This is a genomic window from Bradyrhizobium sp. CCGUVB1N3, from assembly GCF_024199925.1.
GTDB lineage: Bacteria > Pseudomonadota > Alphaproteobacteria > Rhizobiales > Xanthobacteraceae > Bradyrhizobium.
In genome coordinates this window covers 6,910,525-6,930,925 of sequence record NZ_JANADR010000001.1, presented here as the reverse complement: position 1 = coordinate 6,930,925, position 20,401 = coordinate 6,910,525, and the positions used below count along the sequence as shown (strand labels likewise).

Here is a 20,401-nt window from a genome sequence, read left to right as displayed (position 1 = left end):
AATCCGAACCTCGCTGAGTGGCATGGACAGAAAGACGTCCGGACTGACGTGGTACCAGCGGGCCAGCCGATAGCAGTCGAGGATGATGTCGTCCTCGTCGCCTACCAGGCCCGTGGATCGGGCAGAAAAAAATTTCGGAGCTTCATCGCCGCTGTGTTCCAGTCGCGGGGATGCATGTCCTCGATGAATGGAGCGAGTATGTCGGACAGCGCCGAGATCATGTAGGTCATCTTGCGCTCGTCCCAGACCACGTCGCCGTCCTGATTGATCCGCACCGGGTTGCCGTAGCGGTTGATGTCGCCCGCGCGCGGCTCCCGCAGCTTCAGCTCGTGGACGAGCTCGCCCCTGTTGTTGTGGATCGGCTTGTTCAGCAGCTTGATGACGAGCGGCCATTCGTCCTGCCACATCGGCGGCAGCTCGGCGGGCGAGGCCTCGATATCGGGCGGCGGCATCGTGCGCGACGGCTTGGCCTCGGGTTCGGGCTGTTGCGGCGTCGCGTCGATAATCTTCGCGGTCGGCTGCGGCTGCTGCTCGTCGATGAAGCCTTCGCGTTTTCGCTGTACGTTCATGCGAGGCTAACCTCCTGACAGGTCACGCCCTCCCACCGCACGCGGACCTGACCGTCGCGCGTGTTGTTTTCGAAGCCGCCTTTGCAGGTACCGCCGGTCAGGATGTACTGCATGTTGTTGGCAAGCTGCGCGACGACGGTAACGTCGGTCTCGGCGAGCAGGTCTTCCAGATAGAAACCCGGCATCGTCGAGAGATCGCCTTCGATATACGGCACGCGCGGCAGCTCCTGATAGCCGTGCACGCCGTCCTGTCCCGCGATCATGGTGCGCTCGACCGGCGATGGGCTGACGGTGAAGTTGCCGCGCAGCGCAAGCTGCGTGCCGTCCACCGTCAGAAAAGCGATGCCTGCAATCCTTTGGGCCATTGATCAGTCTCCTTTCGGTCGACCAGCACCGAAAGCCGCGACAGGGTTGGCGCGGTTGTGCAGGCCGGTGATGTGATGGAACGGTTAGGACGCGCCGGACGCCGCGTTGAACGGCGGCTGCGGCTGGCCAATGATCAGCGTGTCGATGCCGCGGTCGTACTGCAGGCGGAATTGCGCGAGCACGGCGAAGATGCGCAGCTGATTGATCAGGTCGGGCGGATAGAGCACGTTGACCCGGTTCGGATCGTTCGGGTCGCGCTCCACCAGCAGGTTGCGCTTGAAGTTGACGAGGTCCTCAACGAGGCCGTTGTACATATCCATCTGGTACTGGTTGATCAGCTCGGCCTTGATGATGCCCGGGGTGACGATGGCTTGGCCTGGACCAAACTTGGTGCCGTCGTTCGCCAGCTTGTGCCTCGGGAATTTCGAGGTGATCGCCGCTTTTTGATTGCGCAGCAGCTTCGCCAGTGTCGCCAGCGTGGTCATCAGCTCGTAGGCATCGTCCGGCTGCCCGTAGAGGTTCATCTGGTAGGTCGTCTGCTCTCGGGCGATCATCGGCTGGCCATCCGAGCCGATCTTCTGGATGGCGATGCCGTTGGACGCGAGCGAGTTCAGCTCGACGAAGTCGAACCGCTGGTGGATCGGCGCCGCCTTGATCTGGTTCAGCGTCAACGCCTGCAGCGGGCGGGCCGGATCGTTGATGAAGGCGCGCTGCGCCTTGGCGGTATAGGCTGCGGCCCATTCGAAGCACGGCGAGAGCGACGCCACCTCGAAACCCATGATCGACTCGACGCCGCTGTTCATCGTGTCGCCGAACAACAGCAGATCAGCATAGGTCCCGCGCTTCGACGAGATCACATGGCCGAATAGCTCGCGCTCCCAGCCCCAGCGGCCCTGATCGGTGAAGCCGTACTCCTGATCCCACACGAACAGCGAGTTGGAGTCGGTATAGGGCATGGCCACGTATTCGAACGGCTCCTCGCCCAGGTTGGTGATTGCCGTCGTGAACACGGGCGTGCCGCTGGCGCCCGTAAGGAAGCCGGTCGCAGGCAGCTGGATGCCGAGGCCAACCGGGGTCTGCTGGCCGCCAATCGTGCCGTAGTAGTTCAGCGACACGTTGATCTCGTTGGCGTTCACGCTCTTGAACACCGAGGTCAACGTCACGGTCCCCGCCGTATTGGACGCCGTAACCGGCAGCGACGTGTCGGAGTTGATCGCATCCGCGATGGCCTCGCCGATGGTCGTCGGCGTGTCGGTCGTCAGCACGTTGACCGGGACGTACTCGCCGCCGACGTAGAGATGGATGGTGCCAGCTTGGGTGGGCGCCGCGCTGATGACGATGGTCCCGGTCGCCGCAGCCGCGCCGGTCGGCTCAGCCATCGGCAGGCCCCAGACCTCGTTGGCGAAGTTGTTGGCGAAGAACGCCTTGAACATCCGCGCCAGCTCGCTTCCTTCGCCGAATTGCGCATCAGCCTGCGCCTGGCTGCCAATCGGAACGGCGATATCGTGCGTCGCGGTGCCGCCCTTCATGACGCCGACCAGCAGCGCGCGCAGATTGATCGTCGGCAGGCCCGCCATCGAGGGATCGACTTCGACCCAGTAGAGCGGCACTTTAATATTTTGGGGAATGTTGGCGAACGAGATGGGCACGGCTACGTCTCCTTATGCTGCAGCCACGCAAGTCTCCGCGCGGCAGACCACGGTTTGCCTTCCGTCAAAGCGTTGCCTTTCATGCGTTCGGCACGCTTGCACTTCTCCTCCTCGGAATGAATCGCGAGGCCGGATTTCCTTGCTCTGATGAGTTGCTTGGTTCGTTCGCTGTGAGAATGGCCTAGGTGAAGCTTCTGCCCGAGCATTCGCTCCGACATTTTGCGGACCGTCTCATCGGTCCTGCGCTTACCCGTATTGCCTGCAGAGATTTTGGCTTTCGAATCCTCGGATTGTTTTCGACCGATACGACCGCGATTTGTTCGGCCCGTGCTGGCGATCCGCAACTTCTCGCGCGTTTCATCTGAGATCGCCGGTTTTCGTTTCGCGGCCTCACGCATATTTTGCTTTGCAGTTTCGGTCGCTCGATAACCAAGCCGCGCAAGGCCGCCACCAACGCCGCGATTCCATCCAATGCCGCGCGTCGGTCGCAACTGCCATTCCAATTTGCGGCACACACTCTTTGGCCCGCGAAATAGAATCTTCCAGCTAAATCCGCGTGGGAACGAGCCGTTACGCCTATGTCGGTTTAGTCGCTTCTTCCAATTGCTCGTGATGCCGATATACCCATGCCGCCACAAGCAAATGCATTGTTCATCGAACAGCCAGTAAACAACGCACTTGACATCAGCCATAGCGGCCAAAATGAAAGCGCCGCCTGATTAGGCGCCGCTGTTGTCCTCTTGCCTGCGGTGAGATCGTCGCTCGTGGTGCGGCGGCCCGTCGTCGCTCCTGATGTCGCCATCGGCGAGGCGGCGCTGGGTGAAGCGGTCATCCGGCCATTCGGCTGAGCCTTCTTTGCCGAAGCCTCCAGCGTGCGGATGCTTCAACAATCGACGCATGTCGTCGTTCGCTGGCGTGACGCGAACGGTCCTCGGCTTGTTCGCTTCCCGAATTTTTTGCATCCGCTCATTCATGCGCAGCCCGCGCAGCGACGCTTTGCTAACGGCCATTGGTCTTGCTCCTTTGCTTGAACTCCCGCTTCGCTGCGAAGCTTGACGGGTCGAACTGGCAGACGCGGTGCAGCTGCTGCCGCTGGTCCATCTCGTCTTGGGTGTCACCCGGCTTGATGCCGGTTTTCATGTCGATGGTGAGCAGATCGTCGAACGGCCCGGGCGACCAATAGGTGCGATGCCGACAGGTGATGTCGTATTGCATCTCTCCGAGCGGGGTTTCGTTGTTGAAGGCGGCGTTGCCCCAGACATAGCGGCGCAGGCCGCGCTCGATGCTCTCAATCCGGGTGTTGTCGGGATTGCTCTGCCCGGTGTTCGGGTTCTCTGTGTCCAGCAGGTTCATGATGTACTCGTCCGGCCACAGCCGGTTCATGATCCGCCAGAACGCGGCGTCGAGTTGCAGCTCGCAGGCATCCTGATCGTTGTTGGCGATCATCACCGAGAAGCCGATGCGCGTGGCGTGAATGAAGCGCACCTCGCCGGCGTTGCCGTCGCCATCTGGTGTCATCGTCTCGTCGATGATGTAGACGCCGAGGTAAGGCAGGCACTCGGGCCGCGCGACCAGCATCTTGTTCTTGCGGCAGGTATAGCTCACGAAAAATGGGTCTGCCTGCAGGGCGCCGAACAACACGTCGCGGATGACGTGCGAATAGCTCTGCGTGTCGGTAACGCCCATCACATGATCGTTTCGTACTTGCGGATGGTCAGCATCGTCGCGCCGCCGCCGTCGCTTGATGCATCGACGATCTGGTACTCACCCTTCGGCACGCCGTTGCAGTCCAGGGGGATGATGACGTGATCATTCTGGATCGGCAGCACCGCGAACTCGCTCTCGCGGATATCGAGGATGGTGCGCTGATCGGAATACAGCGAGCCGTCGAGCGCCTGCACGGCGGTTGAATAGGTGCCGAGGATGCCGCGCCCCGGATAGCTGCCAGCGGACGGCTGCGACTTGATCGGCAGGAACGTGCAATCAACCGCCCAGAAATCGAAGATCGGCGCCTGCAGCAGCACGTCGAGGTTTATGGCCATTTCATCGCCTCGTTGACAGCCCTCGTCATCCGGTCGACCAGCTTGGTGAACAGCTCGGTGCGCAGCAGTGGCCGTGTCGACGGCGGCGGGCGGCCAACGCCCTTGATCCGGGCCATCGTCGGCCCCTTCTTCACGGTCGGGCGCGGTCGCTTGAATCCAGGCTCCAGCTCCAGCCGCGAGCGCGGCCAGATTTCCGTCGATGCCTCGACGGACTCCTCGGTTTCATCGACTTTGATGTTCGGATATTTCCGCCGCGTATCCTCGGTCTGCCACTCGACCAGCTGCTGCGGCACTTCCTTGTGCAGGTCCTCGATCTGCTTGTCGAACGCCTCGAATTTTTTCAGAAGCTCGTCGAGGCCTTCGACCTTCACCTCAAGCATAGAAGCGGGTGTATTTGTACAGCAGCCCGCTCACCATCTCGTTGGCCATCGCCAGCGGCCCAGCGCCGCCCATCTTGGCGACGGCCTGATTGATGTCGAAGAACTGCACCCGCGATTCCCGATGCGAGATCGAGCGCACGCCCGAAGTCAGCGCCCGCGACTGCCAGATGCGCGCGTTCTGCACCAGCAGCGCCAGTGCCTGCTTCAGCGCGGGCGGCGCTTCATCGGGCAAGTCGTAGCCGCCGGTATAGGTGATGCGGATCGGCTCGCTCCATGTCGCGTCGAAAAACTGCAGCTTGCCGCTGGCATTCTCGAGTTCGTAGCCCGCATCAATCGTGGTGCCATCCGGCGCGGTGATCGACTCGATGTCGGTGTCGACAACCGGATAGTGGGTGAGAAACACGCGGCCGTTGTCGGTATCGAACGGCTTGGTGTCGCCGCGCCACGACTCGATCACCTTCTCTTTCGCGAACACGCGATTGCACAGCGTCGCGATCACGTCGGAATAGTACGTGATCCACATCCCAAGCAGTTCGTCCTCGCTGGTGTCGGCGGCTGGCAGGCCCAGCAGGGTCTTGATCTCATCCAGCGACGCGAGATCGTAGCTGTCGGCCGGATCGAGCACCTTGACGATAATGTCAGCCATCGCTTTCCTCGTGATACTGCTCGAAGAAGCCGCGGCAATGCAGCTGCACCTCGCTGCCATCCGACATGATCAGCTTCATGGTGTAGGTTTTGCGGTCGATCTCGCCGCGCACGAGGCTGGGCCCGGGCAATCCGCGCGGACCTTGTTCGCCGCGCTCGCCCTTCGGCCCCGGTTTGCCAGCGCGGCCGCATGACGCGATCAACTGCCAGCCGTCACCGGGACATTCGCCGGGATCGTTCCAGCGCGCGATGAACGATGAACCGTTCAGCGCCACGATGTTCAATGCGTCGTAGCTCTGAGCCACATCGAAAGTGCCGCGAACCACAGGAGAGACAGCGGCGCGACCAGCAACAGCCAGAGGCACCCAATCCCGATGCGGCGGCTTCTGCGCGGTGTCTTTCTGCGCCTGCCATGTTCCGCCATCGCACGCCACAACGTCGCCCTGATAGGAAATCTCGTCGGCAATCCATTCGCGGACCATGGGCAACTCGCCGCGCTCGCCCTTTTCGCCACGGTCGCCCTTCTCACCGCGCTCACCCGGTTCTCCGTGCGGGCCTTGTTCGCCCTGCTTGCCTTCTTCGCCGTTTTCGCCGCGCTCGCCGGGGGCGCCCTTGGCGCCAGCGGGGCCGATCTCACCGGGATCGCCCCTGTCGCCTTTCTCGCCGGGATCGCCCTTCTCACCGCGCTCACCCTGCGGACCTATCTCACCACGAAGCCCTTGCTCGCCAGCCGGTCCCGGCGCGCCGCTTTCGCCCTGCGGCCCACGCTCGCCTGTTTCGCCGCGCTCACCCTGCGGACCTATCTCGCCACGAAGCCCTTGCTCGCCAGCCGGTCCCGGCGCGCCGCTTTCGCCCTGCGGCCCACGCTCGCCTGTTTCGCCGCGCTCGCCCTGCGGACCTATCTCGCCACGAAGCCCTTGCTCGCCAGCCGGTCCCGGCGCGCCGCTTTCGCCCTGCGGCCCACGCTCGCCTGTTTCGCCGCGCTCGCCGCGTTCACCGCGCTCGCCGATTTCGCCGCGCTTGCCATCTTGGCCTCGCTCTCCTGGTTCGCCGCGCTCGCCCTGCGAACCGGGAAGACCCGCTTCGCCGGGGAAACCTTTTTCGCCTTGCGGACCCAGCTCGCCTTTCTCGCCGCGCTCGCCAGCGAATCCAATCCCGGCCGGTCCTTGCTCGCCTCGGTCGCCGGGTTCGCCTTTCTCGCCAGCCGGACCTTGCTCGCCCTGCGGCCCGGTTGGACCCGGTTCACCGTCTTTCAGCTCGACCAGCCGGGATTGAATCCGCGCTTCAAGGGTCGCGATCTTCGCCTCCAACTGGCTGATGATCGCAGTGGATCGCGCCACTTCCAGTTCATGCAGACGGCCCCACTCGCGCTGTTGCCTCTCCAGCGCCTCGGCGAGACAGATCCGCCAGGCGTCAAGGAGTAAGTCGCCGCCTTCCGATGCGCTCGGTGAGTTCAAATAGGTTTCGGACTTCTCTTGCAAGGTCATCGCGATTGCCCTTTTTGGGTGGCAATGGTGCGGCGTGCGGTGCGGGCTGTGGTGCTGCGGACGGTGCCGGCGGCGCAGCCGGGATCGCGCCAGCCGCGCTCAGCGGCACGACCTGTTGCTGCACGCGCGGCTCGTCGCCGAATTTGGCGTCTGGAAGCCCCTCGGAATTGCGAGCCTCGTTGGGCGCGAAGATGCCGCCCTGAACGCCGCGCGCCAGCGCCTCGATACGGTCCTTCATCGCCGACCGCAGCAATGCCGCCGTATCGAACTCGACGTATTCGTCCGGCTGCCCTTTCAGCAGGAACAGCACGCCAATGGCTTCCTCGACGTGGTTCAGGCAGAAGCCGAGGCCGGATGCGATCCAGCTCTGCATGAGCAGCTCAGTGGAATTGTAGGCCGCGCCGCCGAGGCCAAGGATCTGAAGCGGGATGCGGAAGGCCAGCGCGATGTGCTCGTTCGAGAGTTTCAGCATCTCGGCTGTCGCAGCATCCTTGCCGCCGACCGCCCATGGCTGCACCTTCAATCCAGCGGTCAGGATCGGCGTGCCGCCCTGATACAATCCCTTGGCCTGATCATTCCAGCGGTCGCGCAGCGCCTGCACCTGATCCTTGTCGAGCACCAGATCGGTCGACAGCACCGCCGATGGCCGCGCCTCGTTCATGTAGAACGCCTGCTGCTGCCGCGCGATGGCGTTGCCGACGCCGATATCGCCATAGGCCGCGAGGATTGGACTCTCGCCGATCAGCGGCACGGGATAGCGCTCCCGGCGAGTGTGCAGCTTGATGTGCAGCACGTCCCGCTGCGGCACAAGGAGCGTTTCCTCGTTCATGCGCTTGGCAATGATGTCGTTGCCGTACAGCTGATAAAAAATCTCGCCGGTCGAGGCGAGCAAAGGGCGCGATAGCTCCGACTTCATCAAATGCAGTTCGTCGATCTCGTAGCGATCATTGCGTAGGGCCAGCGCATAGCAATTGCCGGTGAGGTAAAGCGAGCGCACCGCGTTGAGCAGAAAATCGCTGATCGTCTGGTAGTCGTTCGGATAGCGCAGCAAGCGGGCGAGTGCCGAGTTCTTCACTCGATCTCGCCCGCCCTTGCTGTTGAGCCGCCAGTGATCGCCTGGACACATCGCGACGGTTTGGGAGTAAGCCGAGACGCAGGCCTCGACCATCGCCGACTGCGACGACAGGCCGATGGGGTCGTAACCCAGCTGCCACCAGTTGGTGAATTTGCCCACGTCGGCAGGCAGCCAGCCGCCCGTTATCGGCAAATACCATGGACCGGGACGGTATTCGCCTTCGGCCTTTCCAATCAGCCGAGAGATGCGGGACAGCCAGTTCGCCACCTGTCACTCGGCGCGATGCGCTCGGGTCTGGTAGTTCTGCGGCCTCGCGTGCGGCTTCTCGGCCTCAAGGTTCTTGGTTTGGTGCGGATCGGGCGCGCTGCCGTCATCGTCGTGCTCAAGGACGTGGCCGCCCAGCGCGACGATGTCGTTCTCCTCCTGCGTCGGCGTCGGCTTGCCTTGCGTGCGTGCGGCAAACTCGGCGCGCGACTGCGCGGTGGCCTTCTGCTCCTCGGCGAGTTGCTTCTTGGCAGCTTCGGTCGCCGGATCGTCTGCAAGTTTGGTCGTCATGATCTGATCTCCGGTTGAAGGGTGTCCGCGCCCTCATCTAATCGGGCGCTACTCCGCATCGCTGGGCGAACCCATGCCGCTTTGCTTTAAGCTAACGATGGAAGGCGCGGACGATTGCTCACCACGTCACGTTCTGCGTCCACGCGACGGTGCCGGCGCGGCGCTGCAGCCAGTTCAGCGGCATCACCATCCGCAGCGCGAGCGAGTCGGTCTGGAACAGCGAGCGCTGCGGAGCAGCGACCGTGCTCGGGGAAGCGACCAGATCGAGAGGATTGGTGTCCTCCATGTGCAGCGTCGCCTGATCGCTCATCTCCATGCGCGGAGCCTCGCCTCCGACCACGACGAAGTCGGCGGCGTCGACCAGGATCAGCGTCTTGGCCGGGACAGTCGCGCTGTCGATGATCGGGATCGTCGCCAGCGTGCCGCCGCGAATCTCGTCGCGGAACGGGAAGATGCCGGTGTTCGCCGCAGACAGCAGCGAGGCACGCAGCATGTCGGTCTGGTTCGCCAGCCAGACCAGATTGCGCACGTTGCCCATGGTGCTGGCCGAGATGGCGTTGATCAGGCCGACGATGTCGCCGACGATAGCAGCGATGCCGCCGCCCGCCGTCGCGCCGGTTGCCGCCACGCCGTTGAGCAGGCCAGCGGGCCGGATCGTGGTCGCCGCGTTGGCGTCGATCAGCACGGAGTCGATGGCGACGCTGGTGTCGTCTTGAATCGCCTGACGGATCAGCCCCTCGATCGCGGGCACGGAGTGGTCGCCCATCTCTCGCGTCCAGGTCGAGATGACCGCCATCTTCTTCGGCGTCAGGGTTTGCGAGGTGAACGCACCCTGACGGACCGGAATCGCCATGCCTTCGCCGACGAACGAGCCAGCCAGCGACGGCGTGCGCGAGCGGGTCGGGATGACGATGCGGCCAGAGGTGCCGAAGCTCAGCGTCAATCCCTTCGGCGCAAGCCGGGTCAGGATCGCCTTCGGCATCAGGAGCGGCATCAGATCGGCATAGGTCGTCTGCGCCAGCTCCTGCGCCCAGCCCGTGACCGTGGTCATGGCCGGTGCGCTGGCAGCGCGCGTGACGATCTCGACAATGGCCTTCGTGCCTTCGTCGTCGCCGTAGATGCGCTGCCGGGTCTCCTCGACGCTCTTGCCCGTCACCTTGGCGATAACCGCCACCGTGGCGCCGCGAACGACGTAGTCCAGGAGATCGAGGTCCTTCTTGCGGTTGACGATGATTGCAGGCGAGGCGATGCGCTCGCGCTCGCCGCCGACGATCACGGTCGTGGAGAGCGCACGGCTGCGCGTGCCGCCGTTGCCGCCATTGTCAACCGACTTCGCCAGCAGCTTTTCGGAGTCGACGAGCGCCGCTCGGGTCTTTTCGAGCTGGGCGATATCGGCGTTCAGCTTGCCGGTCGTTTCCAGATCGGAATCGCTGACGTTGGTGTCGTCCATCTTGTCGAGATGGTCTTCGAGTTCATCCCGCTTGGCGACGATCTGCGTCTCCAAGTCGGTAATGCGTTGAGCGAGGCCAGACATGGCGCTGCCCTTTCGTGTGCGAGATCGAGAGGCGTGCTCGCCAGTGAACCCGCGCCGCTTGATGCCCGTGCTTTTCTTGCCTTGCTCGGCGAACACGAGATCAATCGTTGCGGGGGAAATTTTCAGAGACTTTGCGACGGCCAGCGCATTCGCGTTGGCTGGCACGCTGACGAGGGAGGTTTCGACCAGCTCGCAGCGCTTGAACGTGGTGCCCCAGTCGGTGCCTTCGCGGCGCTCGGCCTCCAGCGGCCTGAAGCCGACGCTGACGGCGCGCAGAATGCCTGCGTCGACCAGCTTCCTGATTTCGTCGATGCGCTCGGAAGTGCCAAACGGCGCAAGCTCAAGGTGGCCGCGCAGCTGCTTGTTCTCGACCCGGAGGTTCGACCACTTGCCAACCGGGAAGCTGCTCTGGTGGTTGAACAGCGCGATGGGGTTGTTCTTGAAGGCCTTCAAATCCCAGCCGTCGCTGAGAATGACGTCGTCCATCCGATCCGGCGACTCGTCGGAGAGGACGAACTCGAGACCGCCGCTGGCCTGGCTGGCGAGCGTTTTGCGCTTGACGCCGCTCGCGGCCATTTCCTCGTTGCCGCTCTCGTCCCAGATCATCTGGCAGACGTCTTCGTCGCCGATCTCGTCGCTGCAGCGGTCCATGAAATCCTCGTAGGACTCACTGTCGTCTGGTTCGAGGTCGCCCCTGATCACCTTGTTCATCGGCGTTCTCCACTCTCATGAAGGCGAGCCACGAGTTCTCGACGCAGTTGATCGGCCAGCCTTCGTCGTGCAGGCGGTTGAGCGCCTGCGTCACTTCCACGGCGGGATTGGTGAAGTCGTGCCAGACGATGATCCCGGCCCCTCGGATCAGGCGTCGCGCGAGCCTGCTTTCATGCAGCACGGCCTCTTCGCTGTGATCGCCGTCGATGAACACCGCGTCGCACGGCTCAAGGTGCCCGGTGCGCAGCAATTGCGAGCGTGCCGTCAGCAGATAGAACCGTTCGTCGTGAGCGGCGTAACAGCCCGCGACGGTCGGGACTTCGTCGCGCTGGCATTGCAGCGACGGCAAATGATCGGGCGGCACGTCGATGCCGATGTACTTTTCCAGCGTCGGCACATTGTCGAGCAGCCGCGCTCCCGTGATGCCGAGATTGCAGCCGAACTCGATCGCCACCTTCGGCGCGACGCTCTTGACCAGCGCGACCAGGAGGGCCGTCTCGTGCGCGTTGAGGTATCGGCTGAACGGACCCTTGATCGGCGCGACGCCGAGATCAGTGCCCGTGAAGCTGCGCAAGGGCGCTCGCCCAATCGCCTGCGGCCGCCTGACGGCACAGCCGCACGTTCGAATACCAAGGCGCAACCCAGCGCCAGCTCGACCAATGCGAGAGCAGGCCATAGACGCGCGGATGACCGATGGCGCCTGCCAGATGCAGCGCCGCGGTATCGACGCTGACGATCTCGTCCATCTGCAGCATCAGCGCCGCGCAATCGGCGAAGTCGTCGAACTCGTGAGCCTGGACGCCCAGAGCCTTCGCCTCGGCGCCGCCTTGGACCTGCACGCTGTGCAGCTCGGCGTCGCCCAGCGCTGCAACGAGATCACCGAGCGGAATCTCGCGCGGATAATCGCCGTCGCTCGGCTTGCCTATCGACCACGCGATGCCGATCCGCTTGCGGCCTTTCGGGATGCTCCACCGCGCGACGAGCTCGGCGTCGACCGCCATGTAGGGGCTGCCATCGACCGACTGCGGCGCGACGTGCAGGAAGCGGAGCAGATGCAGGATCGGGCAGAAGTAGTCGCCGTCGCTCGCGTGCGGCCATCGCTTCGTCAGCCGTTGCAGCTCGGGCGGCATCTCCAAGGCAACGTCGGCGCCCCTCGCGGCAAGCTGCGGCAGATAGCGCAGCATCATGATGGTGTCGCCGAAGCCGTGGGCGTGCAGCACCAGCAGCCGCCTGCCGCGCAAATCCTCGCCGCGCCAAGGCTGCAGGCCTCTATCGAGCGCGGCGCGGACCTGTGGCCGCATGAACGGCGCGTCCTGCTCGCACTGCCAATATTCGTCGAGGCCCTCGGCCCAGCGGCCGGACGCCAGCAGGATCATCGCCCGGTTGAACTTGGCCCGCAGCGTCGGTGCCGCGCGTAGCGTCGCGTCGGACTCGATCAGCGCCTCGTCGACGCGGTTTTCCTTATAGAGCGCGACGACGGCATTGAAGTGCGCGAGGTAGTCGTCGATGTCGACCGCCTGGTCGTTGCGGATCGCACGGCGACCGATGCGCTCACCACCGCACGACACGATGATCTCGCTCGGCACCTCGATCGCGTGGCCGTTGCTGCTCCTGACTTCCAGCACTTCGCCCTGTGCCGTCAGCCCGCGCCAGCCATAGTCGGTGAGTTCGTGATAGATGACCGGGTCGAGTTCGGGCAGGTCGTCGAGAAAACTCTCAATCTGCATCGTCACTTCCATGCCGGCGTCAGCCACGCGACCGCGCCCGCAGCTCGCAGCGCCCAGGTCACCGGCCATCGCACCTTCACGGCGACGCTGTCGGTCTGCCACATCTCCTTCTCGCCCGAGCCTGTCGTGCCTGCGGCTCCGGGCGCGGTGTCCATCACCAGCGTTGCGGCGTTCGCGGTTTCTGCGTCGGGATCGGCGCTGAGCGCCGCCGCGATGGCCTTCGGCGCGATGCAAATCAGATCGTTGCCGACCGCGCTCGACGCCACCGGGATGATCGTGCTCTCGGCGCTGCCGATGCGCATACCAAAGCTCACCGCTCGGCCTGGACCGGCGACGATAATGTACGGCCCCTTGCCGCCAACCGGCGCGACCGCGTTGATCAGCGTGGCCACGTCTTCGAACACGGCTGCGAACGGGTCGGTGTTGGCGCTGGCCGCTGATGCCGCGATGCCGTTGCGGATGCCAGCGGGCTGCGCTGCGGTCGCTGCGGCGCTGCCGAAGAACACAACGTCGAGCGCAAGGCCGGTCGAGCGCACGAGCGCATCGCTGATCAGCGCCTCGGCGTTGCTGCTCTCGACCATCTCGCGCGTGAGCGGGGCGATGCTCACCAGCTTGTAAGGCTGTAGCTGCGCGGGACCGACAGCGAATTGCCGCACCGGGATCGGCTGGCCCTCCTGGACGAAGCCGCTGTTGCCTGCCGACGCAGTGAATCCAGGCGCGCTGATCAGGCCCGCGCCATCCCAATCCAGCGCCAAGCACTGCTTGAGCACGTCGGCAGCGCCCGATGCGGGCCCGAGCGCCTCAAGCACATCTGCGGTGCGCTTCTGCACCAGCTCGGCGGCCCAGCCAGCCACGCTCGTCATCGCAGGGTTCGAGGCCGCGCGCGCGAGATGCTGCAACAGCGCGCGATCATTCGGCCACATCTGCGCGGCGATATCGGCGACGCTGCAGCGGCGCAGGCTTGCAAGCGTGCGAGCGGTGAGCGAGCGCGTGAACAGATTGCCGCTGACTTCCGGCTCGCGCGGTTCGCGGCGAAACGCGCTCTGGCTTTCGTGCTTCATGCTCTTTCCCTTCTGCAGCGCGCGCAGCGCTGCGATCCAGCGAGGCGCGCGTCTCGCAGGCGTTCTGAAACCAGTGGGTGCTGTTCTGAAATTGCTGGCTCTGGCCCAATTCAGCAGTGCCATTGCTGCGATTATGCTGGCTGTACGCGGGCACCAGAGCGATGGTCCCTTTGCGCCGGGGAGCAAACCGCAAGCCCGGGCAACAGCAGAAAAGGCCGATGATTACCGTCGACCAATACTTGAAGAACGAATGGGCGCGGTTCGCGCAAGCGGCCTACGCCATTGGCAAGAACTCGGTGGGCCATCGCTACAGCGCCGTCGCGTCGATCCCTAACGGCACGCAATTGCCGGTGAAGCGGTTTGACGAACTGCAGCGCGCTTATCGGGCTTGGCTGGCCTTCAACGAGTACCCCGCCGAATAGCTCCAACAAATCGGCCTTTCACCCGGCGCTTCGGCTTCCGGGTTTAAGGCAGTGGAAAGGAACGAAGGAGCTAACGAATGACAATGCCGACTAACGCCCGCATCGCGGCCCTGATTAAGGACAGCCATCTCACGGGTCAGACCGAAGTTTGGTCGACCAATTCGCTCGGGGACGCGGTGATCGTCCAATACGTGCACATGATGAACTCGGTGCACCCCGACACAGCAGGCCAACGCATCACGAACTTCCGCGTAGCGGTGCTCAAGCAGCGCGATGGCGAGTGGCACGTTGCCAACAACATTGTCGCCTGAAGGACCCAGCGCCATGCCGAAATACGAGATCGAGGTGGTGACAACCATCAAGCTGAACTGGGTGTTCGAGATCGAGGCCGATAGCCCCGACGAAGCCAAGCAGCTTGCGGCCGAAGGCTACAGCGACCGTCGCTGGGCGCAGGAACAGGGCCGCGCAGCAGAGGAGCCGGTTGTGACTTGGATCGGCGAGCCGAAGGAGATTGAACGTGACGACGACTAAACAAGAGACGCTGGCCAGCATCGCGAAGGACACGCTGGGCTTCGAAACCTTGGAGACTCGCAACAGCGACGGCGCCGACTTCCGCGACGTTGCGGTTTGGACAGCCAAGGCCGCGCTGGAGGCAGCCTACGACGCGGGCCGCGCGCAGCGCACGATCTATAAGGCCGAACTGCACACCCGGAATTTTCATTTCGAAGCGCTGGGCGACTCGGTCGAGAATGCGCGCGGTGCGCTGATCGCCGGACTGATCAAGCACGGCCAGCAGTATCGGATCAAGGCCGACTGGTGGAGCGAGTACGTCGAGGACCTGACGGTTGTCGAGTTCGAACTGAATGCGCCCGCCTTGCGCGACCGCGAGGAGATCGTCGGCAAAAACGGCAAGAGCCGGGTCATCACCCACCCGAGATAGCAGCGCGCTCTCCTGCGCAACCCTAACCGCTCGGCGCTTCGGCTTCCGGGCTTAGGGCAGTACAGCGGGACCATTCCGGTCGCCGCGCAAACAGGAGACCCGAAAATGGCTACCACGAAGAAGACTGCGAAGAAGGCCCCCGCCAAGAAGGCGGCTGCCAAGAAGACCAACGGCAAGAAGGCCAGCGCCAAGAAGGCGGCCGCCGCCAAGAAGCCTCGCGCTGTTGCCGCCGCGCCGAAGGCAGGCACCAAGACCGAGCAGCTGATGACGCTGCTCAAGGACGGCGCCACGGTTGATCGCCTCTGCGAGAAGCTGGGCTGGCAGGCGCACACGCTGCGCGCCGCGCTCACCCGCTTGCCCGGTGGTGCGAAGGCCGAGCGCACGCGTGAGGAAGGCGTCACCACCTACAAGCTGGCGTAACGATGGCCGCGAGGAAGACGACGAAACTCGCCATCTCCCTGATCGTGCTTTCTTGCCTGCTGCCACCATTCGGCTTCGCGCTGCTGATCGCCGCGCTCCCGCGCTTGGTGAAGCCTCGCAAACGCGCCAGCGGCGAATGATCCCCGCGCTGCTCTTGCCCGGTGCTTCGGCTTCCGGGCTTGAGCCAGTGAGGGCGATGGTCGCCCCACAACATGGAGCACGGAAATGAAAGTCAAAGCACTACTCGCCGCAGCGGCGCTGGCGGTTTCGACCCCAGCGCTGGCGGCCAATACCAAGGCGCAGGACAACGCCGCGATGGCGACGGTGGTCTACGTCACCGCGAAAACCGTTTGCAACCTTTCGGCCGAGGAGGATCGCACGCTGAAGGGCATGTCGACATACGTGATCGAGGGCAGCGGCTTTTCGTGGGACGAGATGATCGGCAACAAAACCTACGTCGGTCCCTTTCTCGTCGACCACCCGATCTACATGCAGGCGGTTGATCGCGACCCGATTGCGGTCGGCTCCGTATGCGGCGCCGTGCGCGCGATGATCGCCAACAACAAAGGCGTCAGCCGATGACCTACCAGACCGAGTTTCCAGATTACGACCCGGCGACGTTGCCGGATATCCCGGCGGGCTGGACCGACACCAGCTGGCACAACAATACGGCGCCGAGCTTCCAGACGCCTGATGATCGCTTCAGCGTATGGATCGACTACCTCGATCCGCAGCTGCGCGAATGTCAGGGCGGTCCCCGCTTTCTGGTGCACGGGCTTGCCCCGGAGGGGCACTTCACGACCGACGAGGCGCTGCTCGAAACCGATGACTGGAGCGAGTGCTGCAATTCATCAAACGCGCCTGAACCCCCGGCTTGCCCTCGGCGCCCGTTGCCCCGGCGGTCCCCTTTGGACCTTCCGGGCCTGCGGTCGTGAGGGGCGGCAATCCCGCCGCCCGGGAAACAGGGAAATGGAAAATGGACGAGATCGCGCGCCTCAAGGCGCGGCTGGAATGGCTCAGGCGGATGGAAGCCGAGCTTAAACAGCACGAGGCGCTGACAAACAGCCTGCGGGAGTCCCTCGCAGCGGCAACCGGAGAACCGATCAACGACGACGAAGAGGAGATAGCGCAATGCCTACATTGACATTCGATGCGGCCGACGTTCGCCGCGTCGTCGAGCACTCGATCAACGCGCCAACGCAGGGCGAGCAGCTGGTCGACTACGACGATAACTTCGAGGCGATCACCAAGCCGGTCGAGGCGCCAGCGGTTCTGCTGGTTCACGATCAGGGCGTCTACCTGATGTCGAACGGCCAGCCGCGCGATATCGTCAAGGGCGAGTCGTCCTTCGTCGCCTATGCCAAGGGCTGCCACCCGGATCGCGACCCGGATTGGTACGACACCGCGCATGCGCTGGTTGGCGGCGACGACTTCGGCGAGACGCTGCCGTGGGCGCGGGAATTGAAGCAGCTGATCGACAGCGGCGCCAAGACCGTCTCGCTGAACTTCACCCAGAGCACCATCGAGATCGTGAGGGGCTGATGCAAACACCACCATTCGGTGCTGGCGACCGCATCCGGCTTGTCCGGATGGGCGCCGACGATCCCGATCCGATCCCGCCCGGATCGGAAGGCACGGTCGCAAGAACCCCCACGTTCTTTCAAAACGCGTGGGATGTTTCGGTGAATTGGGACAACGGGCGCTCGCTCGGACTCGTTGTCCCGCCCGATCAAGCAGTGAAAATATGAAAGCCTCCTAAGCTTGACTTTGGCCAATTTTACACTTGTTCATCTTGTACGCGGAACCCTGAACATCGGATCGTTCTCGACGATTTCATGAGCGCTCGTGAGCATGAGTTTCATGCGCCCCATATTGCCAAAGGTCGTCCAGCGCCCCTTCACGTTCGACCAGTAGAAGAGCTCGAAGCGATCGGTATCTGGAATGGGGCGCAGCCGTGCGACCGGAGTTGAAGTCCGACGGTTGATAACTAAATAACCGCCACTGCTCTTTTCTATGTCGTGATGCGTGAACTGAGCAGCAATCTGGGCAAGCGTTGGGTCGGATTTTGCCATAGCGCTCAATGTGCTCGATGGGTGCCGCGCGGGCCAGGATGAATCGGTTTGCCGACTCAATTTGTCGCAGCTGGACGAGGTTGCTGCGATTCATCGTGCCGATTCTACCGATGGGATGCAACACGCCCGCCTTCTCCCCCGCTCTTGCGATCCGCTGCCGCCGCGTTTTGTGGCCCGGCTTGCCGTCTTCACCGATCTGTTCACACGCCCCACTTGGCTGAATGTTCTGACGCTGCTCGCCGGCGTTATCCTGGCGCCCGGCCGGCGCACTGTCACGGCGGCGCTGCGCATCTTAGGGCGGGAGCGCGATCGCGATTTCTGTACTTTCCATCGCGTCCTCAACCGAGTGGCGTGGTCGTCGCGGGCCGCGGCAGGCCACCTGCTGCTCCTGCTGATCAAGGTCTTCGTGCCGGCCGGCGAGGCGGTGGTGATCGGGCTCGATGACACCATTGAGCGGCGCTGGGGGCCCAAGATCAGCGCCCGCGGCATCTATCGCGATCCGGTGCGCTCCTCCAAGGGGCACTTCGTCAAAGCCAGCGGCCTGCGCTGGCTTTCTGCCATGTTGCTGGTGCGCGTGCCGTGGGCCGATCGCGTCATGGCGCTGCCTTTCCTCACGCTGCTCGCCCCCTCCAAACGCTTCTATGACGGCAAATCGCGCTCGCCCAAGACGCTGCTCGATTGGGCCCGCCAGGCCGCCCGGCAAATCCGCCGCTGGTTGCCCGATCGATATATCGTACTGGTCGCCGACAGCGCCTTTGCGGCCATCGAATTCCTTGCCGCAGTCCGCAAGCACGTCTGCGTCGTCACCCGCCTGCGCCTCGATGCCAACCTGTTCGAATTTCCCCGACCAAAGCGCAAAGCTCGTGGCCGCCCTCCAATTCGAGGCAAGCCCCACAAAAAACTCTCTGCCATCCTCAAGGATCGCAACGTGTCCTGGACGCGTTATCGGGTCAGTCTCTGGTACGGCCGAACCAATCGCACCGTCGAGATCGCAACCGGCACTGCGCTGTGGTATCGCGGCGGTGTTCCGCCGGTGCCGATCCGCTGGCTGCTCGTCCGCGACCCAACCGGCGAACTCGACCCACAGGCTTTCCTGGCGACCGATCTCAACGCTCATCCCCGCGACATCCTCGCTTGGTTCGTCAGTCGCTGGCAGGTCGAAGTCACCTTCGAGGAAGTTCGCGCTCACCTCGGTGTCGAGACCCAGCGCCAGTGGTCGGACAAAGCCATTCTGCGCTCCACCCCGATTTTGCTCGGCCTCTACTCCATCATCACTCTATGGACCCACGACCTCGCCAAGGCACGAAAGCTGAAGCCCAGAACCGCAGCTTGGTATCCAAAAGCCACCCTGACCTTTAGCGATGCGATCGCCGCCGTTCGACGCCAAATATGGGCTCATCAGATTTCTTTCATGTCCCGGCCGCGCCGTGACAGCATAGAAATTCCGCGCCATATCTGGCACCGGATGGAGAACGCGCTCGCCTACGCCGCATAAATCGGCCAAAGTCGAGCTAAGCCCCGGCTATCGCGCCGGGGCTTTTTCTTTGCCCACCCGGGCCTCGATCCCCGCCAGCCGCGCCTCGATAGCGTCGAGCCGCCGCGTAAGCTCCCTGGCGCCGGTCTCCATGAAGTGTATCTCGCCCCAATGGCTGGCGCCGTCGCAGGCATAGATGCCGATGGCGGGCACGTCGATGAAGCGGTCGGCAAAGGTCAGCAATTCCAGGTAGGGCGGGTTCTGCTTCAGCGTCACGCCCGGGGGAAAGATGACCCGCTTTGTGATCCAGCAGCCCTCGCCGAAGGACCAGATGACGCCTTCGCCGACGATCCGGACCGTGTTGCTGTCGACGGCGTCGTCGCGCGGCGAAAGCGGGACAACCGGCCAGCACGGAAGCGTGACAGCTGGAGCTTCACCGTGCGCGCAACGCCAGTGCAGAATCGGCACGTCATCACCTCATCTTGTTCGCCGGGTGCTTCGGATCGGTCGGCCAGCCATCGTCATCGACGTCCAGGCCGTAGCCATGCAGATCAATCAGCCGCTTCGCGCGATCATGGCAGTCAAAGCACAGCGACTGCAGCGCACCGAGCTTGAACTTATTCCAGTCGCCCTGATGCGGCTCGATGTGGTCGGCGACCTTGGCTGGCGTGACGATGCCGCGCGCCAAGCACATCCGACACAGCGGTTCGTTCTTCAGCTGCAGCTTGCGGCGCCGAAGCCAGAACGAGGTGCTGTAATAGGCCTGCCATCGCGTCCGGGTCGAGGACTTGTCCATCACGGGCGGGTTGGATAGAGGTGGGGTGGAGAGTGGGGAGCGGTCCGCTCGCTCGATGTCTGCTGCTCCCCTGACAGCGGCGGAATAGCAGAAATCCCTCAACCGCCGCTTGGGGCCAAAAGGCGACATTAGAAATTAAGGAGGCCGTCAACTGAAGCGGCTTACGTCTATCGTCTCCGTTTTTCTTCTCTGGCGAGTGCCTTCAGGAAATCATCTAGAGCCCGCTGCCCAGCGAACTCTGCTGCTGTCTGAGACTGGTATCCGCCTGCGCCAATCCTCACTCCCATGGGGCTACTGCGTCGCCTTAGCTCCCAGCGCCATGCGAAGGGGCCTCGGTCCGTGTCGAAGGTGACTATGTAAAAGTCTTGCTCTATTGCCATGCTTCGACAGATTGGAGTGTCGACCTGATGGACGGCTTACAACGGCGGTCCTTAGTGCATTGTTCTATTCCCTGTCCTCATTCTTGTTGTCGACCA

The 20,401-nt window shown here is 63.5% G+C and carries 32 protein-coding genes; 13 read left to right on the top strand and 19 right to left on the bottom strand.

The genetic code is table 11. The annotated features are described in order from the left end of the window. Nucleotides 1–101: 101 nt before the first annotated feature. The 10 genes from NLM33_RS33020 to NLM33_RS32975 form a co-directional block, all read right to left on the bottom strand. A complete protein-coding gene (locus NLM33_RS33020) occupies nt 102–569 on the bottom strand; it encodes a phage tail assembly protein (protein WP_254102556.1) in 468 nt (155 codons plus the stop codon). Next, on the bottom strand, nt 566–934 hold the full coding sequence (locus tag NLM33_RS33015; protein WP_254102554.1) for a phage tail tube protein: 369 nt from the start codon (nt 932–934) through the stop codon (nt 566–568). The genes NLM33_RS33020 and NLM33_RS33015 overlap by 4 nt, the downstream gene beginning before the upstream one ends. A gap of 84 nt (nt 935–1,018) precedes the next feature. Further along, nucleotides 1,019–2,584: a phage tail sheath C-terminal domain-containing protein gene (locus NLM33_RS33010; RefSeq protein ID WP_254102553.1), complete on the bottom strand. Its 1,566-nt coding sequence runs from the start codon at nt 2,582–2,584 to the stop codon at nt 1,019–1,021. A gap of 2 nt (nt 2,585–2,586) precedes the next feature. Continuing rightward, nucleotides 2,587–3,075 (bottom strand): NUMOD3 domain-containing DNA-binding protein, encoded by a 489-nt coding sequence (locus NLM33_RS33005; RefSeq protein ID WP_254102552.1) that lies wholly within the window; start codon nt 3,073–3,075, stop codon nt 2,587–2,589. A 228-nt stretch (nt 3,076–3,303) separates the two neighbouring features. Beyond that, nucleotides 3,304–3,594 (bottom strand): hypothetical protein, encoded by a 291-nt coding sequence (locus NLM33_RS33000; protein WP_254102551.1) that lies wholly within the window; start codon nt 3,592–3,594, stop codon nt 3,304–3,306. Then, a complete protein-coding gene (locus tag NLM33_RS32995) occupies nt 3,584–4,270 on the bottom strand; it encodes a hypothetical protein (RefSeq protein ID WP_254102550.1) in 687 nt (228 codons plus the stop codon). Before NLM33_RS32995 ends, NLM33_RS33000 begins: the two co-directional genes overlap by 11 nt. Further along, a complete protein-coding gene (locus NLM33_RS32990) occupies nt 4,270–4,626 on the bottom strand; it encodes a hypothetical protein (RefSeq protein WP_254102549.1) in 357 nt (118 codons plus the stop codon). The genes NLM33_RS32995 and NLM33_RS32990 overlap by 1 nt, the downstream gene beginning before the upstream one ends. Further along, the gene (locus NLM33_RS32985; protein ID WP_254102548.1) at nt 4,617–5,006 is read right to left on the bottom strand and encodes a hypothetical protein; all 390 of its coding nucleotides are present in this window, start codon (nt 5,004–5,006) and stop codon (nt 4,617–4,619) included. Before NLM33_RS32985 ends, NLM33_RS32990 begins: the two co-directional genes overlap by 10 nt. Then, the gene (locus NLM33_RS32980; protein WP_254102546.1) at nt 4,999–5,652 is read right to left on the bottom strand and encodes a hypothetical protein; all 654 of its coding nucleotides are present in this window, start codon (nt 5,650–5,652) and stop codon (nt 4,999–5,001) included. Before NLM33_RS32980 ends, NLM33_RS32985 begins: the two co-directional genes overlap by 8 nt. Continuing rightward, nucleotides 5,645–5,956 carry a collagen-like protein gene (locus NLM33_RS32975; protein ID WP_254102544.1) on the bottom strand — a complete coding sequence of 104 codons (312 nt, stop codon included), beginning with the start codon at nt 5,954–5,956 and terminating at the stop codon, nt 5,645–5,647. Before NLM33_RS32975 ends, NLM33_RS32980 begins: the two co-directional genes overlap by 8 nt. A gap of 69 nt (nt 5,957–6,025) precedes the next feature. On the opposite strand from NLM33_RS32975, the gene NLM33_RS32970 reads away from it, so the two are divergent. Continuing rightward, complete coding sequence (locus tag NLM33_RS32970) at nt 6,026–7,075, top strand: hypothetical protein (protein WP_254102542.1); 1,050 nt, start codon at nt 6,026–6,028, stop codon at nt 7,073–7,075. Here the strand turns inward: NLM33_RS32970 and NLM33_RS32965 are convergent. The 6 genes from NLM33_RS32965 to NLM33_RS32940 all read right to left on the bottom strand — a co-directional run bounded on the left by NLM33_RS32965 (nt 7,065) and on the right by NLM33_RS32940 (nt 13,801). Then, nucleotides 7,065–8,480: a phage portal protein gene (locus tag NLM33_RS32965; RefSeq protein WP_254102540.1), complete on the bottom strand. Its 1,416-nt coding sequence runs from the start codon at nt 8,478–8,480 to the stop codon at nt 7,065–7,067. The genes NLM33_RS32970 and NLM33_RS32965 overlap by 11 nt on opposite strands. A 3-nt stretch (nt 8,481–8,483) precedes the next feature. Beyond that, nucleotides 8,484–8,768 (bottom strand): hypothetical protein, encoded by a 285-nt coding sequence (locus tag NLM33_RS32960; RefSeq protein WP_254102538.1) that lies wholly within the window; start codon nt 8,766–8,768, stop codon nt 8,484–8,486. Between the two features lie 118 nt (nt 8,769–8,886). Continuing rightward, on the bottom strand, nt 8,887–11,013 hold the full coding sequence (locus NLM33_RS32955; protein ID WP_254102536.1) for a phage major capsid protein: 2,127 nt from the start codon (nt 11,011–11,013) through the stop codon (nt 8,887–8,889). Then, nucleotides 10,970–11,587: a class I SAM-dependent methyltransferase gene (locus NLM33_RS32950; RefSeq protein WP_254102534.1), complete on the bottom strand. Its 618-nt coding sequence runs from the start codon at nt 11,585–11,587 to the stop codon at nt 10,970–10,972. Before NLM33_RS32950 ends, NLM33_RS32955 begins: the two co-directional genes overlap by 44 nt. Next, complete coding sequence (locus NLM33_RS32945; protein WP_254102532.1) at nt 11,565–12,809, bottom strand: hypothetical protein; 1,245 nt, start codon at nt 12,807–12,809, stop codon at nt 11,565–11,567. The genes NLM33_RS32950 and NLM33_RS32945 overlap by 23 nt, the downstream gene beginning before the upstream one ends. Further along, nucleotides 12,743–13,801 (bottom strand): phage major capsid protein, encoded by a 1,059-nt coding sequence (locus NLM33_RS32940; RefSeq protein ID WP_254102530.1) that lies wholly within the window; start codon nt 13,799–13,801, stop codon nt 12,743–12,745. Before NLM33_RS32940 ends, NLM33_RS32945 begins: the two co-directional genes overlap by 67 nt. Before the next feature lie 218 nt (nt 13,802–14,019). Between NLM33_RS32940 and NLM33_RS32935 the strand changes: the two genes are divergently transcribed. From NLM33_RS32935 to NLM33_RS49740, 11 genes are all read left to right on the top strand, one after another. Continuing rightward, nucleotides 14,020–14,223, top strand: a complete 204-nt coding sequence (locus NLM33_RS32935; protein ID WP_254102528.1) for a hypothetical protein — start codon at nt 14,020–14,022, stop codon at nt 14,221–14,223. 77 nt (nt 14,224–14,300) lie between these two features. Further along, nucleotides 14,301–14,534 carry a hypothetical protein gene (locus NLM33_RS32930; protein ID WP_254102525.1) on the top strand — a complete coding sequence of 78 codons (234 nt, stop codon included), beginning with the start codon at nt 14,301–14,303 and terminating at the stop codon, nt 14,532–14,534. A gap of 13 nt (nt 14,535–14,547) precedes the next feature. Further along, nucleotides 14,548–14,754, top strand: a complete 207-nt coding sequence (locus NLM33_RS32925) for a hypothetical protein (RefSeq protein WP_254102524.1) — start codon at nt 14,548–14,550, stop codon at nt 14,752–14,754. Next, nucleotides 14,741–15,163 (top strand): hypothetical protein, encoded by a 423-nt coding sequence (locus tag NLM33_RS32920; protein ID WP_254102522.1) that lies wholly within the window; start codon nt 14,741–14,743, stop codon nt 15,161–15,163. The genes NLM33_RS32925 and NLM33_RS32920 overlap by 14 nt, the downstream gene beginning before the upstream one ends. A 105-nt stretch (nt 15,164–15,268) precedes the next feature. Then, nucleotides 15,269–15,583: a DUF3489 domain-containing protein gene (locus NLM33_RS32915; RefSeq protein WP_254102521.1), complete on the top strand. Its 315-nt coding sequence runs from the start codon at nt 15,269–15,271 to the stop codon at nt 15,581–15,583. A gap of 2 nt (nt 15,584–15,585) precedes the next feature. Further along, entirely contained in the window at nt 15,586–15,723 is a 138-nt protein-coding gene (locus NLM33_RS32910) for a hypothetical protein (protein ID WP_254102520.1), read from the top strand. A gap of 85 nt (nt 15,724–15,808) precedes the next feature. After that, nucleotides 15,809–16,165 carry a hypothetical protein gene (locus NLM33_RS32905; protein WP_254102519.1) on the top strand — a complete coding sequence of 119 codons (357 nt, stop codon included), beginning with the start codon at nt 15,809–15,811 and terminating at the stop codon, nt 16,163–16,165. Next, nucleotides 16,162–16,518, top strand: a complete 357-nt coding sequence (locus NLM33_RS32900; RefSeq protein ID WP_254102518.1) for a hypothetical protein — start codon at nt 16,162–16,164, stop codon at nt 16,516–16,518. Before NLM33_RS32905 ends, NLM33_RS32900 begins: the two co-directional genes overlap by 4 nt. Before the next feature lie 41 nt (nt 16,519–16,559). Next, on the top strand, nt 16,560–16,727 hold the full coding sequence (locus NLM33_RS32895; RefSeq protein ID WP_254102517.1) for a hypothetical protein: 168 nt from the start codon (nt 16,560–16,562) through the stop codon (nt 16,725–16,727). Beyond that, the gene (locus NLM33_RS32890) at nt 16,715–17,125 is read left to right on the top strand and encodes a DUF3085 domain-containing protein (protein ID WP_254102516.1); all 411 of its coding nucleotides are present in this window, start codon (nt 16,715–16,717) and stop codon (nt 17,123–17,125) included. Before NLM33_RS32895 ends, NLM33_RS32890 begins: the two co-directional genes overlap by 13 nt. Further along, nucleotides 17,125–17,331, top strand: a complete 207-nt coding sequence (locus NLM33_RS49740) for a DUF4314 domain-containing protein (RefSeq protein WP_371930008.1) — start codon at nt 17,125–17,127, stop codon at nt 17,329–17,331. Before NLM33_RS32890 ends, NLM33_RS49740 begins: the two co-directional genes overlap by 1 nt. 39 nt (nt 17,332–17,370) lie before the next feature. Here NLM33_RS49740 and NLM33_RS32885 read toward each other — a convergent pair whose 3' ends face one another. Further along, a complete protein-coding gene (locus tag NLM33_RS32885; protein ID WP_254102515.1) occupies nt 17,371–17,655 on the bottom strand; it encodes a hypothetical protein in 285 nt (94 codons plus the stop codon). Between the two features lie 169 nt (nt 17,656–17,824). Between NLM33_RS32885 and NLM33_RS32880 the strand changes: the two genes are divergently transcribed. Then, nucleotides 17,825–19,150: a transposase gene (locus NLM33_RS32880; protein ID WP_254102513.1), complete on the top strand. Its 1,326-nt coding sequence runs from the start codon at nt 17,825–17,827 to the stop codon at nt 19,148–19,150. A gap of 27 nt (nt 19,151–19,177) precedes the next feature. On the opposite strand, the gene NLM33_RS32875 is transcribed toward NLM33_RS32880, so the two are convergent. Both NLM33_RS32875 and NLM33_RS32870 read right to left on the bottom strand, forming a co-directional pair. Further along, nucleotides 19,178–19,597 carry a hypothetical protein gene (locus NLM33_RS32875; RefSeq protein WP_254102511.1) on the bottom strand — a complete coding sequence of 140 codons (420 nt, stop codon included), beginning with the start codon at nt 19,595–19,597 and terminating at the stop codon, nt 19,178–19,180. A 4-nt stretch (nt 19,598–19,601) separates the two neighbouring features. Continuing rightward, nucleotides 19,602–19,925 (bottom strand): HNH endonuclease, encoded by a 324-nt coding sequence (locus tag NLM33_RS32870; RefSeq protein ID WP_254102509.1) that lies wholly within the window; start codon nt 19,923–19,925, stop codon nt 19,602–19,604. Nucleotides 19,926–20,401 lie beyond the last annotated feature (476 nt).

Excerpts from the sequence above, each read along its gene's own strand:
- NLM33_RS33020 (WP_254102556.1), bottom strand. The coding sequence starts at position 569 with ATGAACGTACAGCGAAAACGCGAAGGCTTCATCGACGAGCAGCAGCCG.
- NLM33_RS33015 (WP_254102554.1), bottom strand. The coding sequence starts at position 934 with ATGGCCCAAAGGATTGCAGGCATCGCTTTTCTGACGGTGGACGGCACG.
- NLM33_RS33000 (WP_254102551.1), bottom strand. The coding sequence starts at position 3,594 with ATGGCCGTTAGCAAAGCGTCGCTGCGCGGGCTGCGCATGAATGAGCGG.
- NLM33_RS32995 (WP_254102550.1), bottom strand. The coding sequence starts at position 4,270 with ATGGGCGTTACCGACACGCAGAGCTATTCGCACGTCATCCGCGACGTG.
- NLM33_RS32990 (WP_254102549.1), bottom strand. The coding sequence starts at position 4,626 with ATGGCCATAAACCTCGACGTGCTGCTGCAGGCGCCGATCTTCGATTTC.
- NLM33_RS32985 (WP_254102548.1), bottom strand. The coding sequence starts at position 5,006 with ATGCTTGAGGTGAAGGTCGAAGGCCTCGACGAGCTTCTGAAAAAATTC.
- NLM33_RS32980 (WP_254102546.1), bottom strand. The coding sequence starts at position 5,652 with ATGGCTGACATTATCGTCAAGGTGCTCGATCCGGCCGACAGCTACGAT.
- NLM33_RS32970 (WP_254102542.1), top strand. The coding sequence starts at position 6,026 with ATGCGGCGGCTTCTGCGCGGTGTCTTTCTGCGCCTGCCATGTTCCGCC.
- NLM33_RS32960 (WP_254102538.1), bottom strand. The coding sequence starts at position 8,768 with ATGACGACCAAACTTGCAGACGATCCGGCGACCGAAGCTGCCAAGAAG.
- NLM33_RS32955 (WP_254102536.1), bottom strand. The coding sequence starts at position 11,013 with ATGAACAAGGTGATCAGGGGCGACCTCGAACCAGACGACAGTGAGTCC.
- NLM33_RS32945 (WP_254102532.1), bottom strand. The coding sequence starts at position 12,809 with ATGGCCGGTGACCTGGGCGCTGCGAGCTGCGGGCGCGGTCGCGTGGCT.
- NLM33_RS32940 (WP_254102530.1), bottom strand. The coding sequence starts at position 13,801 with ATGAAGCACGAAAGCCAGAGCGCGTTTCGCCGCGAACCGCGCGAGCCG.
- NLM33_RS32935 (WP_254102528.1), top strand. The coding sequence starts at position 14,020 with ATGATTACCGTCGACCAATACTTGAAGAACGAATGGGCGCGGTTCGCG.
- NLM33_RS32930 (WP_254102525.1), top strand. The coding sequence starts at position 14,301 with ATGACAATGCCGACTAACGCCCGCATCGCGGCCCTGATTAAGGACAGC.
- NLM33_RS32925 (WP_254102524.1), top strand. The coding sequence starts at position 14,548 with ATGCCGAAATACGAGATCGAGGTGGTGACAACCATCAAGCTGAACTGG.
- NLM33_RS32915 (WP_254102521.1), top strand. The coding sequence starts at position 15,269 with ATGGCTACCACGAAGAAGACTGCGAAGAAGGCCCCCGCCAAGAAGGCG.
- NLM33_RS32910 (WP_254102520.1), top strand. The coding sequence starts at position 15,586 with ATGGCCGCGAGGAAGACGACGAAACTCGCCATCTCCCTGATCGTGCTT.
- NLM33_RS32905 (WP_254102519.1), top strand. The coding sequence starts at position 15,809 with ATGAAAGTCAAAGCACTACTCGCCGCAGCGGCGCTGGCGGTTTCGACC.
- NLM33_RS32900 (WP_254102518.1), top strand. The coding sequence starts at position 16,162 with ATGACCTACCAGACCGAGTTTCCAGATTACGACCCGGCGACGTTGCCG.
- NLM33_RS32895 (WP_254102517.1), top strand. The coding sequence starts at position 16,560 with ATGGACGAGATCGCGCGCCTCAAGGCGCGGCTGGAATGGCTCAGGCGG.
- NLM33_RS32890 (WP_254102516.1), top strand. The coding sequence starts at position 16,715 with ATGCCTACATTGACATTCGATGCGGCCGACGTTCGCCGCGTCGTCGAG.
- NLM33_RS49740 (WP_371930008.1), top strand. The coding sequence starts at position 17,125 with ATGCAAACACCACCATTCGGTGCTGGCGACCGCATCCGGCTTGTCCGG.
- NLM33_RS32885 (WP_254102515.1), bottom strand. The coding sequence starts at position 17,655 with ATGGCAAAATCCGACCCAACGCTTGCCCAGATTGCTGCTCAGTTCACG.
- NLM33_RS32870 (WP_254102509.1), bottom strand. The coding sequence starts at position 19,925 with ATGGACAAGTCCTCGACCCGGACGCGATGGCAGGCCTATTACAGCACC.